This window comes from Halogranum roseipondis, from assembly GCF_059695585.1.
The window spans coordinates 2,755,756-2,768,683 of the sequence record NZ_CM185235.1; the positions used below are offsets into that span (position 1 = coordinate 2,755,756).

The 12,928-nt window shown below is 66.3% G+C and carries 19 protein-coding genes and 2 tRNA genes; 8 read left to right on the forward strand and 13 right to left on the reverse strand.

Features of this window, described 5'->3' with window-relative positions:
- Positions 1–15: 15 nt before the first annotated feature.
- Positions 16–537 carry a transcriptional regulator gene (locus tag EOHIBHHM_RS14450; protein ID WP_497251763.1) on the reverse strand — a complete coding sequence of 174 codons (522 nt, stop codon included), beginning with the start codon at positions 535–537 and terminating at the stop codon, positions 16–18.
- A gap of 237 nt (positions 538–774) precedes the next feature.
- Positions 775–859: transfer RNA gene (locus EOHIBHHM_RS14455), tRNA-Leu, on the reverse strand.
- A gap of 141 nt (positions 860–1,000) precedes the next feature.
- Here EOHIBHHM_RS14455 and EOHIBHHM_RS14460 point away from each other — a divergent pair.
- Positions 1,001–1,564: a DUF420 domain-containing protein gene (locus EOHIBHHM_RS14460; protein ID WP_497251765.1), complete on the forward strand. Its 564-nt coding sequence runs from the start codon at positions 1,001–1,003 to the stop codon at positions 1,562–1,564.
- 63 nt (positions 1,565–1,627) lie between these two features.
- Positions 1,628–2,050, forward strand: coding sequence for a ubiquitin family protein (locus tag EOHIBHHM_RS14465; protein WP_497251767.1), 423 nt, complete (start codon positions 1,628–1,630; stop codon positions 2,048–2,050).
- Positions 2,051–2,062: 12 nt separating this feature from the next.
- Here the strand turns inward: EOHIBHHM_RS14465 and purF are convergent, their stop codons facing one another.
- Positions 2,063–3,541, reverse strand: a complete 1,479-nt coding sequence (purF, locus tag EOHIBHHM_RS14470) for an amidophosphoribosyltransferase (protein ID WP_497251769.1) — start codon at positions 3,539–3,541, stop codon at positions 2,063–2,065.
- Between the two features lie 96 nt (positions 3,542–3,637).
- Between purF and EOHIBHHM_RS14475 the strand changes: the two genes are divergently transcribed.
- The gene (locus EOHIBHHM_RS14475; RefSeq protein WP_497251771.1) at positions 3,638–3,835 is read left to right on the forward strand and encodes a hypothetical protein; all 198 of its coding nucleotides are present in this window, start codon (positions 3,638–3,640) and stop codon (positions 3,833–3,835) included.
- A 106-nt stretch (positions 3,836–3,941) separates the two neighbouring features.
- On the opposite strand, the gene EOHIBHHM_RS14480 is transcribed toward EOHIBHHM_RS14475, so the two are convergent.
- The 4 genes from EOHIBHHM_RS14480 to EOHIBHHM_RS14495 form a co-directional block, all read right to left on the reverse strand.
- Positions 3,942–4,118, reverse strand: a complete 177-nt coding sequence (locus EOHIBHHM_RS14480) for a 50S ribosomal protein L37e (protein WP_089823646.1) — start codon at positions 4,116–4,118, stop codon at positions 3,942–3,944.
- Positions 4,115–4,348: an LSM domain-containing protein gene (locus EOHIBHHM_RS14485; protein WP_009367500.1), complete on the reverse strand. Its 234-nt coding sequence runs from the start codon at positions 4,346–4,348 to the stop codon at positions 4,115–4,117. The genes EOHIBHHM_RS14480 and EOHIBHHM_RS14485 overlap by 4 nt, the downstream gene beginning before the upstream one ends.
- Positions 4,349–4,658: 310 nt before the next feature.
- A tRNA-Ser gene (locus EOHIBHHM_RS14490) sits at positions 4,659–4,741 on the reverse strand.
- A gap of 44 nt (positions 4,742–4,785) precedes the next feature.
- Positions 4,786–5,541: a DUF2064 domain-containing protein gene (locus tag EOHIBHHM_RS14495; RefSeq protein ID WP_497251774.1), complete on the reverse strand. Its 756-nt coding sequence runs from the start codon at positions 5,539–5,541 to the stop codon at positions 4,786–4,788.
- A 115-nt stretch (positions 5,542–5,656) separates the two neighbouring features.
- Here EOHIBHHM_RS14495 and EOHIBHHM_RS14500 point away from each other — a divergent pair, with 115 nt between their 5' ends.
- Entirely contained in the window at positions 5,657–5,869 is a 213-nt protein-coding gene (locus tag EOHIBHHM_RS14500) for a hypothetical protein (protein ID WP_497251776.1), read from the forward strand.
- Positions 5,870–5,880: 11 nt separating this feature from the next.
- Here the strand turns inward: EOHIBHHM_RS14500 and EOHIBHHM_RS14505 are convergent, their stop codons facing one another.
- The 3 genes from EOHIBHHM_RS14505 to EOHIBHHM_RS14515 are packed head-to-tail and all read right to left on the reverse strand — an operon-like array spanning position 5,881 to position 7,891.
- Positions 5,881–6,516: a uracil-DNA glycosylase gene (locus EOHIBHHM_RS14505; protein WP_497251778.1), complete on the reverse strand. Its 636-nt coding sequence runs from the start codon at positions 6,514–6,516 to the stop codon at positions 5,881–5,883.
- 44 nt (positions 6,517–6,560) lie between these two features.
- Positions 6,561–6,851: a DUF7976 family protein gene (locus EOHIBHHM_RS14510; protein WP_497251780.1), complete on the reverse strand. Its 291-nt coding sequence runs from the start codon at positions 6,849–6,851 to the stop codon at positions 6,561–6,563.
- Positions 6,848–7,891: an Mrp/NBP35 family ATP-binding protein gene (locus EOHIBHHM_RS14515; RefSeq protein ID WP_497251782.1), complete on the reverse strand. Its 1,044-nt coding sequence runs from the start codon at positions 7,889–7,891 to the stop codon at positions 6,848–6,850. The genes EOHIBHHM_RS14510 and EOHIBHHM_RS14515 overlap by 4 nt, the downstream gene beginning before the upstream one ends.
- A 150-nt stretch (positions 7,892–8,041) precedes the next feature.
- On the opposite strand from EOHIBHHM_RS14515, the gene EOHIBHHM_RS14520 reads away from it, so the two are divergent.
- The 3 genes from EOHIBHHM_RS14520 to EOHIBHHM_RS14530 all read left to right on the forward strand — a co-directional run bounded on the left by EOHIBHHM_RS14520 (position 8,042) and on the right by EOHIBHHM_RS14530 (position 8,974).
- Positions 8,042–8,458: a DUF7969 family protein gene (locus EOHIBHHM_RS14520; RefSeq protein ID WP_497251784.1), complete on the forward strand. Its 417-nt coding sequence runs from the start codon at positions 8,042–8,044 to the stop codon at positions 8,456–8,458.
- A gap of 148 nt (positions 8,459–8,606) precedes the next feature.
- The gene (locus EOHIBHHM_RS14525; protein WP_497251786.1) at positions 8,607–8,834 is read left to right on the forward strand and encodes a DUF7556 family protein; all 228 of its coding nucleotides are present in this window, start codon (positions 8,607–8,609) and stop codon (positions 8,832–8,834) included.
- Between the two features lie 2 nt (positions 8,835–8,836).
- Positions 8,837–8,974 (forward strand): hypothetical protein, encoded by a 138-nt coding sequence (locus tag EOHIBHHM_RS14530; RefSeq protein ID WP_497251788.1) that lies wholly within the window; start codon positions 8,837–8,839, stop codon positions 8,972–8,974.
- A 141-nt stretch (positions 8,975–9,115) separates the two neighbouring features.
- Here EOHIBHHM_RS14530 and EOHIBHHM_RS14535 read toward each other — a convergent pair whose 3' ends face one another.
- From EOHIBHHM_RS14535 to EOHIBHHM_RS14545, 3 genes are all read right to left on the reverse strand, one after another.
- Positions 9,116–10,585, reverse strand: a complete 1,470-nt coding sequence (locus EOHIBHHM_RS14535; protein WP_497251790.1) for an RtcB family protein — start codon at positions 10,583–10,585, stop codon at positions 9,116–9,118.
- 50 nt (positions 10,586–10,635) lie between these two features.
- Positions 10,636–11,760 (reverse strand): DoxX family protein, encoded by a 1,125-nt coding sequence (locus tag EOHIBHHM_RS14540; protein ID WP_497251792.1) that lies wholly within the window; start codon positions 11,758–11,760, stop codon positions 10,636–10,638.
- A 109-nt stretch (positions 11,761–11,869) separates the two neighbouring features.
- Positions 11,870–12,280, reverse strand: a complete 411-nt coding sequence (locus EOHIBHHM_RS14545) for an archease (protein ID WP_497251794.1) — start codon at positions 12,278–12,280, stop codon at positions 11,870–11,872.
- A 134-nt stretch (positions 12,281–12,414) separates the two neighbouring features.
- Here EOHIBHHM_RS14545 and EOHIBHHM_RS14550 point away from each other — a divergent pair, with 134 nt between their 5' ends.
- Positions 12,415–12,888 carry a GNAT family N-acetyltransferase gene (locus tag EOHIBHHM_RS14550; RefSeq protein WP_497251796.1) on the forward strand — a complete coding sequence of 158 codons (474 nt, stop codon included), beginning with the start codon at positions 12,415–12,417 and terminating at the stop codon, positions 12,886–12,888.
- The last annotated feature ends 40 nt before the right edge of the window (positions 12,889–12,928 follow it).

Consider the following 12,928-nt stretch of genomic DNA (forward strand, 5'->3'; position numbering starts at 1 on the left):
CGTCCGCAACTCGCACTACTCGTCGACGAGCGAGAGATCGAGTCGCGACTCGAGCTTTCGGACGACCGACCCGCCGACGCCGGCACGCGTCGCGCGCCCCTGTTCGACGGCGAGGACGTCGTCCTCGTCGACGTCGAGGTCGGCGGCGAGCTCCTCGACGGTCAGCCCCGCCTCCTGGCGGGCGGCCTCGACCTTCGGACCGTAGTCCGAGACGAGGTAGGGGAGCCGGTCTTTCTCGTAGTTCGTCCCCTCCTTCTCCCAGTGTTTCGTGTCGCCCTTCTGGGCGTCGTACATCTTCGCGGCCGTCTGCGCGGCGCGCTTCTTGCGGCTGACCTGCGTGTCGTCGCGCTGTTGGTCCTGCTCGCGACGCTTGCGGTCCGTGTCCCGGTTCTCGCCGTGCGGCGCGCAGTCCGGACAGACGAGCAGGGTGGCGCCGGCGACGTTCGCCTGTCGGAGTCGCCCGCTCTGCTTCCCGCAGAGTTCACAGGCGTCGCCGTCGTCGCCACCACCGCCGCGACCGGTCGAGTACTTAGCCATGGCGTTGGATACTGAGTCTACGCGTTTAAATCCGCGGCTGCTGGGCGTCGTATCGAGTGCTGCGAGCGACGTCACTCGGGAGGAGAGAGAACGGACGCCGACCGAGCAGCGTCGCTCGGGAGTTTGCGTCCGGAAGGATTGTGCGTGGGTGATGTCCGTGTAGGGACGTCACCTGCATCGTGTCCCGGGCGGCGACGCCGCCTCGGGTTCCGCGACCCCGAAGGGCCGCGATTGCGATGCGTGGGACCGGATTTGAACCGGCGGACCTCTACAGGACAGCGCCCTCAACGCTGCGCCGTTGGCCTGGCTTGGCTACCCACGCTCGCTACGTGTCTTGTCTTACTGCACTCCGTTCTTTCTCGGGGTCAAATAAAAGCGCTTTCCTTTCGTCCGCCCCCTGTCGGGCGTTCCCATCACACCCGACTCCGAACGGTTCATGGCGGCGCAGACCTCAACTGAAGTCATGGAACTGCAGCGTGCACGGAACCACGTCCCGGCTCTGACCGTCGCGTTGACGACCGTCTCGCTCGCACTGGTGTTCGGTGCCGTCCTCGGCGCGATTCCGTCGAATTCGATCCCGAGAGCGCCAGAGAGCCTCCTGAGCGCCATCCCCCACGTCAACGCGGTCGTCAGTACGGTCGCCATCGGCACGATCCTCGCGGGCGTCCGGTTCATCCGCCGCGGCGAGGTCGAGAGACACCGCGCGACGATGCTCGCGTCGCTCGCGCTGTTCGTCACCTTCCTCGTGCTCTACCTCTATCGGCTCACGATGGTGGGGACGGCCGAGTTCGGCGGTCCCGAGGCGATCTACCGGTTCGTCTATCTGCCGACGCTGGCGGTGCACATCCTGCTCGCGGTCGTCTGCATCCCGCTTCTCTACTACGTGCTCCTGCTCGCGACGACCCGGCCCGTCGCGGAACTGTACGAGACGACTCACCGACGGGTCGGCCGCGTCGCGGCGACGCTGTGGCTGGTCTCGTTCGCACTCGGCAACGTCGTCTACGCGCTGCTCTACTGGCTGTACTGACCCCAGTCCCAGTTCGTGGGAACGAGCGACACGTCGTAGTCGTTCGGCGACCTCTCTCTACGTATGAGTCAGACGTCGACGAGCAACGAGACCGCGACGACCGCGAGCGAGACGGGAGACAGACCGACCACGACGGTCGAGGTGCGGGCGACAGGTCACGTCCGCCGCGAGTTGGGGTGGTGGAACCGGGAGTTCACGTTCGAGGGGACGACGCTCCGCGAGTTCCTCGAGGCGTTCTTCGAGGAGTACGACGTCAGCGACCTTCTCATCGCCGAGACGGAGGCGGAGTCGACGGCACACGGGTGGGCGCGGCCGCCGGCCGAGCTCCCCGGTACGTGGCGGAAGAACCCCGAGGGCGAGCAGTCGAGAGTCTACGCTCGCATCTGTATCAACGGACGGTTCAACGAGCATCTCGGGGGGTTCGACGCCGAGTTACGCGACGGCGACCGGGTCGCGCTCATCTACCCGTTCATGTTCTGCTGCTGAGCGTGAGACGGGTCAGTCGTCGGCGAGCGTCTGCCCGCCGATCACCGGGCGTTGGACGTCGCGGTCGGTCGGTTCGCCGTCGATGTCGTAGGGGTACTCGCCGGTGACACAGCCGAGACAGAGATTCGCACGCGACTCGCCGAGGACGTCGGCGACGGCGTCGATAGAGAGGTAGGCGAGACTGTCGGCACCGATCTCCTCGCGGACGTCCTCGGTACTCTGTCCCGCCGCGATGAGTTCGTCGCGCGAGGCCATGTCGATGCCCATGTAACAGGGGGCGACGATGGCTGGTGCGCCGATGCGCATGTGGACCTCCTCGGCCCCGGCGTCGCGCAGGAGATCGACCAGTTGGTTCGAGGTGGTGCCGCGGACGATGCTGTCGTCGATGATGGTGACGGTCTTCCCCTCGACGGTGCTCTTGATGGGGTTGAGCTTCAGGCGGACCGCGCGTTCGCGTTCGTCCTGCGTCGGCATGATGAACGTCCGGCCGACGTACCGGTTCTTCATCAGCCCCTCGGCGAACTCGACGCCGTCGGCGTCCTCGTCGTCGTTGGCGGCCTCGGCGTAGCCCGAGGCGAACGCGCGACCCGAGTCGGGGACGGGCATGACGACGTCGCTGTCGATGCCGCTCTCCTCCCAGAGTTTGCGGCCGAGGTTGCGGCGCACCTCGTAGACGAGGTTGTCGTCGATAACAGAATCAGGACGGGCGAAGTAGACGTGTTCGAAGAAACAGTGGGCAGTGTTGTCGGGTTCGACGAGTTGATACGAGTCGAAGCCTGTCCCACCCTTCTCCAGCAAGACGAGTTCGCCGGGGCGGACGTCGCGGACGAGTTCGCCGTCGAGCGTGTCGATGGCGGCGGACTCGCTGGCGACGACGTAGCCGTCGTCGACCTTCCCGATACAGAGCGGGCGGTTCCCCTGCGGGTCGCGAACGCCGAGGACGACGTCGTCGTGGGTGATGGTGAGCGAGTAGGAGCCGTGGATGCGCTCTACCGTCCGCTTGACCGCACGCACGAGATCCTCCTCCAGCAGGTTGCGCGCGAGGTCGTGGGCGATGACCTCCGTGTCGCCGTTCGAGGTGAACGCGTGGCCGAGCCCCTCCAGTTCGTCGCGGATCTCGTCGGCGTTGACGAGGTTGCCGTTGTGGGCGAGCCCGAGCGCGCCGGACTTGAACGACACCGAGAACGGCTGGGCACAGCAGCTGTTGACGCCGCCGGCGGTCGGGTAGCGGACGTGGCCGATACCGGCCGACCCGTTCAGCTGATCGAGGTCGTCCTCCTCGAACACGTCGCCGACGAGCCCCATGTCGACGTGGCTGTGCTGCTGGAACCCGTCGTGGGTGACGATGCCCGCCGACTCCTGTCCGCGGTGTTGCAACGCGTACAGCGAGTAGTACAGCGGCCGCGCGGCGTTGCGGTCGGCGAGGGAGACGCCGACGACACCGCACTTCTCGGTTGGACCGTCGTGGGAGTGATCCCGCCCGTCTGCCATGGGCGACGCTGGGTCGTCCAGCGGTAAAAACTCTCGCAATTGTGCCGTATTCGATGTTATTCGACCCCGATATGTGCACGAACGTGCGTAGTTGCCGTGAACCGGTTGACGTGTCGACCGCTGTCGGCGCTGGCGACTCCGAGAGCATCAGGCGACGAAAGCGGTGTCGACGGGACTCCCGACCGCGACGCTGGAGCGACCAGCGTCGACGCGACTGTCGTGACGCTGGAGCGGTTACGGCTTCGATACGACTGCCGCGACGGTGGAGTCGTCACGGCCTCGATGCGGTTGTGAAGTCACTCGGGAACGGGACCAGATGAGAAAGAGAGCGATCGCTCGGGGTGGAGTCTACCTCGGCGACCGGAGAGACCGGTGCCGAAAGGAGTGTCGAAACCGCGAGTTAGTTGTCGCCGGCTTTCGACTGCCAGGCGTAGTCTCGACGCTTCGCCGACTTACCGAAGCCGCAGGACGAGCACTCCTTCTTCTTGACGTGGTAGGATTTCTCGCCGCAGCGACGGCACTTCACGTGCGTCGTCTTGTTCTTCTTCCCTTGGCTCGGGGTTCCAGCACCGGTCATGCTTTGATTGTGACGACGTTATCGCCGCGTATAATCGTTGTGTCTTCGACCGCTTCGACATCCAACTCGCCGAGTGCGTCGTCGTCGACGTCGAGGCTCTCTTCCAGCACGACGTTCATGTGCTGGTCGTAACCCGCGAGTGTCCCGTAGTACTCGGCGCCGTCTTTCAGCTGCACGGTCACCGGTTCGTTCAGGGACGCCTCGAGTACGTCCAGGGGTCGTCCGCTCATGGCAAAGACGCTTCGCGTTTCGGTATTAAACATACTGGTTGTTCTCCCGTCTCGGTCGCTTAGTCGGCTAAAATTTCCACTACCGTTACCAATCTTCGTCGACGAACGGCCGCTCACGACGTTTCCTGATTCGAATCCCCGACGTCCCCGCGGCAGATGCTCGCCGGCGACGAGCACGCGAGCTGCTCGTCACGTGACTCGCATCAGAAGGCGGTGGGACTGGGATTCGAATCCCACTCGTCGTCGATTCACGGACTCACGTCAGTGGCGAGCACACGAGGTGCTCGCCGTGGTTGTTCGTCCGAGAATACGGTGGGACTGGGATTCGAACCCAGGAAGCCAAAGGCTACCTGCTTTCAAGGCAGGCGCAATAGTCCACTCTGCCATCCCACCCGCGGGAGTGACTACCGGGTCGTGGGTCTAAGAACTGTCGGTCCTCAGTCGCGGACGACGGTCGGTTCCCCGTCGTCGACGACGACTCGAAGCCCGACGTCGCGCACGAACGTCGCCGTGTGCTTCGGCACGATTCGCTCGGCCGTGATGCGCGATTCGAGCAGCGGGAGGAACGTCAGCAGGTCGTCGCCCGTCTCGACGACCGGTTGCATCGGCACGTACTCGAAGGAGAGGTCGACGTCGTCGGCGCGGTCGGCCAACGTCTCGACCTCGGGCGCGGCGAACGCCCCGTCGAAGTCGACCGGGTCGGTGAACCCCGCGTAGTACACCCGCCCCTCGGTCGACGGGCCGACGACGACCTCGTTCGTCCGGAGTTTCATCGCCGCCGAGTCGATCGCCGTCCGGGTGAGAAACGGGGCGTTCCCGCGGACGACGGCGGCCGACTGGACGCCCTCCTCGCGGAGCAGATGCGTCACCGTGTTGCCCGCGCGGGCGTCGAACGTCGACCCGACCTGCACTTCGAATCGGACGTCGCTGGTGTCGCCGAGGGCGTCGGCGACGAGCGCCCGCACCTCGGCCTCGGCGCTCCGCTCGCCGTGGAACCGCTCGTCGAGCAGGTCGTCCGGGCGGTAGTTGACGAGCAGGTCGCCGCCCGACCGCTCGGCGGCGAGGAAGGCGTCTTTGAGCGTCGCGGCGTAGAACTCGGCCGCTTCGGCCTCCGTGAGCGGACTCGTCGCGGCCAGCTCGGTACCGACCAGCCCCTCCCGCGGCGGCGTCGCGAAGACGGCGATGACTGTCATGTCCCACGGTGGACGGGGGAGACTCTTGAACTCGCTGGTCTCGGCGGGCGAGATCGTCGTACCGACGACCCCGGTCCGGCGACTCCTTTATCCGCTCGCCGTCCGACACGGCGGTATGGACAGTCTCGGAGCTCTCGCCCGTCTCGCCATCGGCGTCGTCGGTCTGCTGGCCGTCGGTGCCGTCGTCGCACTCGTCGTCGGCCTCCTCTCGACGCAGACCGCGCTCGTCCCGGCGTCCGTCGTGGTCGCGCTCGTGATACTCGTCGTCGGGGGGTTGACCCGACTGGGCATCCGCGGGACGGGAAGGACGGAGACCCCGTACTGGTAGAGAAACCGGCGTCAGCGACTGCGACGACCCTTCGTCTGGCGGTAGTCCCGCGAGAACACGTTCTCCCGCATATGCTCGACGAACGCCTCGGTCTGCGCGTCCGTCTGCCGGTCGAGTTCGACCATCGGCACGAGTTCGAACCCGCGTCCACGGATAGTGGTCGCGTGCTCGTCGTCGACGTCGAAGCTGTCGGGACGGCGCGTCGTGTACTCGACGGCCAACTCCTCCAACGCGCGCTGACCGATCGGGACGATCAGCTGGGGGTTGATCATCCGGATCTCGGCGTTGAGGTAGGGTTCGCAGGTGACGACCTCCTCGTCCGTCGGCGGCCGTTCGGGGTGTCGACAGCGCGTCAGATAGGTCAGAAAGACGTTCTGGAGCTCCGGCTCCAGCGCGTCGGGCTCCGAGCGGGCGAACCCGAGGTCGCCGAGGATCGACTGGAGTCGCTCGCCCCCGTCGTCGCCGACGAACGGGACGCCGGCGGCGTCGGCCGACTCACTCGGCATCTCGCCGACGAAGAGGAACTCCGCGCCGACGTCGCCGTAGCCGTGGACGACGTTCGAGCGCGTCTCACAGAGCGCAGCGCAGTTCGTGCACTCCTCATCCATGCTGAAGGGGTTCTCGAGGGTGTGCTGGTGAGCGTCCACGACCGGAGGTGGGCGGCGAGAAGTAAAACGGTGTGGACTGGCGGCTACCGTTCGATACCGCCCTGTTCCTTGATGTTCATGATGTGCCGAACGTTCAGGTAGATCTCCTCGGGCGAGGTGTCGCCGTCCGCGTCGTAGAGGTCGCTGACGCGGTAGAGGATCGCCGAGAGCTGTTTGCTCTCGGAGCTGTCGCGCCGGACGTCCTCGGCGATCTCCCGGAGGAACGCGACCGTCTCGGGGTCGGCGGGGAACTCGGCGTCGCTGTCGGGCGTCATCTCCCAGTCCTGCTCTCGCTCGTCCGTCCCGTTCTCCCCCGTCGGTTCGTCGGTCGTCATCGCTGTCGTTTGACAGCCCGACGGTTGACGATGCCGACGTTGTTGGCGACGTTCTCGGTCAGCACGCGGAACGCGTCGGCCGTCTCGCTGTCGTCGTCGAGGACGATCGGCTTGCCGCCGTCGCCGCCGGAGCGGACCGACGGATCGAGCGGAATCCCGCCGAGGAACGGCAGGTCGTTCTCGTCGGCCATCGCCTTCCCGCCGCCGGAGCCAAAGATCTCGTGGAAGCTCCCGCAGTCGGGACAGTTGAACCCGGCCATGTTCTCGGCGATGCCGAGGACGTTAGTGTCGTGCTTGCCGAACATCCGCAGTCCCTTGCGGGCGTCGTCGGTGGCGACGTCCTGCGGCGTCGTGACGATGACCGCGCCCGTGAGCGGCAGCGTCTGCAACACGGTCAGTTGCGTGTCGCCCGTCCCCGGCGGCAGGTCGAGCACCATGTAGTCCAGTTCGCCCCACTCGACGTCCTCGACGAGTTGGGTCAGGATCTTGTGGACCATCGGGCCGCGCCAGATGACCGGATCGTCCTCGCCGACGAGGAACGCCATCGACATGAGCTTCATCCCGTACTTCTCCGGCGGGACGATGTGCTGCTCCGACGTCGCCTGCGGGCGCTCCTCGGCGTCGACCATCCGCGGGACGTTCGGTCCGTAGATGTCGGCGTCGAACAGGCCGACCTTCGCACCGAGTTTCGACAGGCCGGCCGCGAGGTTGACCGCGACCGTCGACTTCCCGACGCCGCCTTTGCCGGAGGCGACGGCGATGACGTTCTTCACGCCCGGCAGCACCTGCTCGTCGCGCGACAGCGACGACGGACGTTTGGCCGATAGGTCGACCTCGTCGAAGTGCTCGCCGAGGACTTCCCGTACCTGGCTGGCGATCTCCGTCTCGGTGGGTGCGTACGGTGCGCCGAGCGCCAGCGACACCCGGACGGTGTCGCCGTCGACCTCGACCGCGTTGACGAGTCCGAGCGAGACGATGTCGTCGCCGAGATCGGGATCCTCGACCGACTGGAGTAACTCGCGGACGTCCGCTTCGTTCATGTCTCGAACTGGGTCCGTCCCGTGAATAAGGCTAACGACCCCGGCGTCTCTCGTCCACCGTCGGCAGCCCCCGTCCGTGTCGTCCTGTCGCGGCACTCTACAGTCACCACAGGCGCGGGCGTTAAGTCGCTCTCGCCCCTACTTCGGGCGATGACGTTCACCGCCTCTTACTACTGCCCACACTGCGAGACGATGGTCGAACTCGAACGCGACGGCTATCTCGCCGACAAGGCAGTGACGCCGTTCCCCTTCGAGGGGTGGGACTACGCCGCCGTCGACGAGTCGTTCGAGTCGGCAGACGGGGTTCGGTTCGTCTGCGGCGAGAGCGAGGCGCCGGGACTCGAGTGGCGTCCGAACCCCTGGACACAGTCGGCGGGTGAGAACGACGAGGAAACCGCGGGGCGAGCGGCGGCGACTCGCGACCTCGGCTGTGGTGAGCCGTTCTACCTCAGTTTCGTGAAGTTCGAGGACGGCGAGGAGGTCGACCCGCGACGACCCTCGGAGTACGTCCGTCTCCGAGAACGGGAGGGTACAAAAACCCCCCGTGGCCCGTCGTTCGGACGCTGATCTCTAGTGAGGCTGATTTTACCGGCATCTCGACCCCAGACTGCCGAACTCGAAACCGAGCGACGTCGGTGGGGTCCCCCGCTCCCAAACTGTTTGGGAAGAGTCCCTATTCCGGTTCCCCTTGTTCGTACAGATAGGAGTTCCACTAATGGATCCCCACAAACCGGAATGCCGTTTCCCGTCGCAGTCGCTGCAGCAGTCGGTTCAGCAGACGAAAGGTCGGGAGCAGACTCCCGACCAGTCCGAACCAGCCGTCATGGCTGCACTCGACGACACGGGTACCCGCGAACAGCTCGTCATCGCCGATACGACGCGTGACGACGCGTGGGTTGCCGTCGACGCAGACGAGCGCCTGTCGCTCGACGACTGGAGGTAACTATGAGTGTAAGCCAAACCGATTTCCACTTCAAGCAGATGCAGGACCGTCTCGAAGAGGTAAACGCGATGTTGTCCGTCGACTCGATGCGACGGCTCCCGTCGCCCGTGCCCGAAGAGGAACGGGTCGGAGGCGAGTAGCAGCGTCCGACACCTTCGACGACGACGGAGAGGACGCCGTCGACCGCGAGCGTGGACTCGCGGTCCGGCTCTCCTCTCGTCTGTGAGCGACGGGACGGGTTCGTCCCCGACGAGTTCTGGTTGGTACTCGTCGACTGTCGCTCACCCCTTGATGTTGCAGACCGGATAGGTTCGTGCGACCTTGTCGCCGATGCCGAGCGCGTCGCTCACACGGACCACCTCGTCGACGTCCTTGTAGACGCCCGGCGCCTCCTCGGCGACCGTCGCACCCGACTGTGCCTTGACGTAGATCTTCTGTTGGTCGCGGAGTTCGTCCTGCACCGTCTCGCCCCAGTACTCCTGTTTGGCCTGCGTCCGCGACATCACGCGCCCCGCACCGTGGGCAGTCGACCCAAAGGTGAGGTTCATCGACTCCTCGCCGCCGCGGAGGACGTAGCTCCCCGCACCCATACTCCCGGGGATGATGATCGGCTGACCCACGTCGCGGTAGGCCTTCGGCACCTCCGGATGGCCGGCGGGGAACGCCCGCGTCGCCCCTTTCCGGTGGACGTAGAGTTCGCGCTCCTCGCCGTCGACCTCGTGAAGCTCTTTCTTCGCGATGTTGTGTGCGACGTCGTACAGCAGTTCCATCTCCATCTCCTCCCAGTCACGACCGAAGACGCGTTCGAACACCTGCCGCGTCCGGTGCATGATGAGTTGGCGGTTCACCCACGCGAAGTTGATCGCGGCGCACATCGCGCCGTAGTACTCTTCGGCCAACTCCGACCCGGCGGGCGTGGCCGCGAGTTCCTTGTCCGGCAGGTCTTCGAGCAGGTCGGCGTGCTCCTTCTCGATGCGCCGGAGGTAGTCGGTGCAGGTCTGGTGGCCCAGCCCACGGGAACCGCAGTGGATGAGGACGACGATCTGGTCCTCCTCGAGCCCGAAGGCGTCGCCGACGTCGGGGCGGAACACGTCGGTGACGCGCTGGACCTCGAGGAAGTGGTTGCCCGACCCGAGCGACCCGATCTGGTTCTTCCCTCTGTCTTTTGCCTTCTGTGAGACTGCGTCGGGGTCGGCGTCGGGACGCATCCCCTCGTCCTCGCAGTGGGCGAGGTCGTCCTCGGTGGCGTACCCCTGTTCGAGCGCCCAGTCCATCCCGCGGGCGAGAATCTGCTCGACCGTGTCGACGCCCTCTTCGACGACACCGCCGCCGCCGAGCCCGGAGGGGATGTTCGCGAACAGCGAGTCGACGAGCTGCTCCTCCTTGCCCTGCAGGTCGTCGTACGTGAGGTTTGTTCTCATCATCCTGACTCCACAATTAATGTCGTAACCGACGGCTCCCGGCGAGATACAGCCGTTCTCCGTATCCGTCGCGCCGACGCCGCCGACCGGGAACCCGTACCCCTGGTGGCCGTCGGGCATGCAGAGCGCGTGCTTCGTGATGCCCGGCAGGTGGGTGGCGTTCTTCAGCTGCTGGAGCGTCTTGTCGTCGCCGATCTGTTCGAGCAGCGGTTCGGAGGCGAGCACGCGCGCCGGGACGCGCATCTCGCCCTCTTTTGGTATCTCCCAGACGTACTCTCGGACGCGTTCGAGGCGGATGCCGTCGAACTCTCTGGACTCGCGTTCGGTCATACCCGAACGGACGAGCGCCGCCGTCAATAGGGTTGCCGTCCGTCGGCCGCCTACCGACTGTCGTTCGACGTGATACGTCCACCGACCAGTCCCTCGTCGGTCGCCGCCGCGTCGCCGGTGTCGACGTCGCGGGCGTGGAGCCACGCGTCGACCGAGAGCGGTCCCGCGCCCGTGACGAGCAGTGCCGAGACGAGACCGAAAAGCGAGATGTGTGCGAGCACCGGGTCGTCCGGGAGACCGAACAGCGTCGTCGTGAACAGCGCGAAGGCGACGCCCGAGAAGGCACGCGTGAACAGTCCGGCGACGAGCATCGTCCCGACGAGTGCCTCGGTCAGTCCCGCGCCGACCACCCACAGTTCGGGGGCGACCGGGACGACGCTCGTCAGGTCGTACTTCGCGACGACGGCGAGCGCCTCACCCGGGTTCATCAGCTTCTGGGCGACGCCCAGATAGACGAACGAGAAGCCGAGTCCGAGCCGGAGGATCGTCGGGACGTACGCTTCGTACGGACGGACGCGCTCGACGAACGGGACCGCGACGGCCCGGTAGAACGGGTCGATGCGGGAGTAGAGCGTGCGGTCGTCGGCCGCCAGTCTCGCGACGAGCTGGTCGGCGCTCGGGCGGCCGCCGCCGACGAGCGCGAGCGCGAGGAACCCCGGGACGTACTCGACGGCGAGCAGGAGCGCCGGGTTCAGCGCCAGCCCGACGAGGTAGCCGGCGAGTCCGGCGGCGGCGACGAGGCGCGTCCCGAACCCGAACAGGAGGAGGAAGCCGACCGTGATGCCGAACAAGCGGACGAACGTCGGCGCGGCGGGTTCGACGACCGGCGCGAAGAAGTATCCCGAGAACCCCGCGCCGACGAGCGGGAGACCGACGCTCAGCCGGAGGAGCCACGGCAACAGGTCGCGGTAGTCGGCGAGCGCCGACCGGAACACGGCGACGTCGTGGCGGGCAGGACGGAGACGCAGGTAGCCTGTCAGTCCGACGCCGACGGCGACGCCGCCGAGTGCGAGGACGGCGAGGTTGAACGGGTCCGAGAGCGCGGCGACGAGGAACTCGAGCACCGCGACGGGGTCGCTCCCGGGCGTTACGTACTTCACGTGGGCGCTGGCGACGCCGGTGGCGACGAGCAGGACGGCCACCGGGACGAGCGCAGTTGGAACACGCCGGTTCACGACGATTACTTCGGTTCCGAGTAACCTCAATCCGACGCAGTATCTCGACCGTCGAGACGCTGAAAATTAGTGACGACAGCCGATATTGCGGTGGATTTCGGTGACAGACTCAGACGTCGAAGACGACGTACCCTCGCCAGCCCTCGGAGGTCTCCTCGATCGTCATCTCGGAGTAGGTGACCGCCTTGACCTCGCGAGCGCCGAGGCCCGCCAGCGGGACGCCACGGGCGCTGGCGTCGACGACCCACTCCTCGCCCTCCCGTCGTACATCGGCGCGGTTCGCCACCGGGAGGACGCCCCGAACGTCGCGTTCGTAGATGAGTTGATCGAGGTAGTCGAAGAGAGCGGCCTCGCGGCTCTCGGCACGGACGGTGAGCGAGAAGCGGTCACCCGTCTCGGGGATCGACTCGCACATCGCCGCCGCGAGGCCGTCGGCGACGGCACCGAACAGCCCCGAGAGGTCGGCCGCGGTCGCCTCGACGGCGACGTCCGCCGTGTGGTCACGAAGTTCGAAGCTCACGCGTAGACCGTCGACGCCGGGTGACAAGTGGTTTCCGCTCGGTCGATCCGGTCGGTCGGGACGGCGGTCGAAAGAGGGGGGAGGGCAGCGATCGACGGTGGAGTTATATCCCCACCTCTGTTATCTCCGTGGTAGTGAGCGTCAACGTCGAAAAGCGGGTGGATGCCCCAGGCAGCGACACGCACGCCGAGGAGGCGTGGGAGCTGAAAGAGCGCATCCGTCGGCGCGAGGGCGTGCTCAAGCAACGGCGCGGCTTCTTCATGGACGCCTACCGCCGTTCGACCACGCATCTGCTGTTCGAAGACGACCGACTGCTCGGGTTCGCTTCGACGCGGCGCGACGGATACATCCTCTTTCTCGCGGTCGCTCCGGAAGTACGCGGCGAAGGCTACGGCGAACGGCTCGTCGCCGAAGTCGCCACCGACCACCGCTCCGTCACCTGTCACGCGCGCACCACGAACGCCTCCGCGCTGGAGTTCTACGAACACATCGGCTTCGCCGTCAAGCGCCGCATCGACAACTACTACGAGGACGGCGGCGACGCCTACTACCTCAAGTTGGGCGACGGCGGCCTGCGGGACAAGCTGAGCGACTTCATGCGACGGTAGCCGGCCAGCCACTCCATCCACCCACCGGACACGCCGAACG

Coding starts and splice junctions, on each gene's coding strand:
- EOHIBHHM_RS14450 (WP_497251763.1), bottom strand. CDS start 537: ATGGCTAAGTACTCGACCGGTCGCGGCGGTGGTGGCGACGACGGCGAC.
- EOHIBHHM_RS14460 (WP_497251765.1), top strand. CDS start 1,001: ATGGAACTGCAGCGTGCACGGAACCACGTCCCGGCTCTGACCGTCGCG.
- EOHIBHHM_RS14465 (WP_497251767.1), top strand. CDS start 1,628: ATGAGTCAGACGTCGACGAGCAACGAGACCGCGACGACCGCGAGCGAG.
- purF (WP_497251769.1), bottom strand. CDS start 3,541: ATGGCAGACGGGCGGGATCACTCCCACGACGGTCCAACCGAGAAGTGC.
- EOHIBHHM_RS14480 (WP_089823646.1), bottom strand. CDS start 4,118: ATGACCGGTGCTGGAACCCCGAGCCAAGGGAAGAAGAACAAGACGACG.
- EOHIBHHM_RS14485 (WP_009367500.1), bottom strand. CDS start 4,348: ATGAGCGGACGACCCCTGGACGTACTCGAGGCGTCCCTGAACGAACCG.
- EOHIBHHM_RS14495 (WP_497251774.1), bottom strand. CDS start 5,541: ATGACAGTCATCGCCGTCTTCGCGACGCCGCCGCGGGAGGGGCTGGTC.
- EOHIBHHM_RS14500 (WP_497251776.1), top strand. CDS start 5,657: ATGGACAGTCTCGGAGCTCTCGCCCGTCTCGCCATCGGCGTCGTCGGT.
- EOHIBHHM_RS14510 (WP_497251780.1), bottom strand. CDS start 6,851: ATGACGACCGACGAACCGACGGGGGAGAACGGGACGGACGAGCGAGAG.
- EOHIBHHM_RS14515 (WP_497251782.1), bottom strand. CDS start 7,891: ATGAACGAAGCGGACGTCCGCGAGTTACTCCAGTCGGTCGAGGATCCC.
- EOHIBHHM_RS14520 (WP_497251784.1), top strand. CDS start 8,042: ATGACGTTCACCGCCTCTTACTACTGCCCACACTGCGAGACGATGGTC.
- EOHIBHHM_RS14525 (WP_497251786.1), top strand. CDS start 8,607: ATGGATCCCCACAAACCGGAATGCCGTTTCCCGTCGCAGTCGCTGCAG.
- EOHIBHHM_RS14530 (WP_497251788.1), top strand. CDS start 8,837: ATGAGTGTAAGCCAAACCGATTTCCACTTCAAGCAGATGCAGGACCGT.
- EOHIBHHM_RS14535 (WP_497251790.1), bottom strand. CDS start 10,585: ATGACCGAACGCGAGTCCAGAGAGTTCGACGGCATCCGCCTCGAACGC.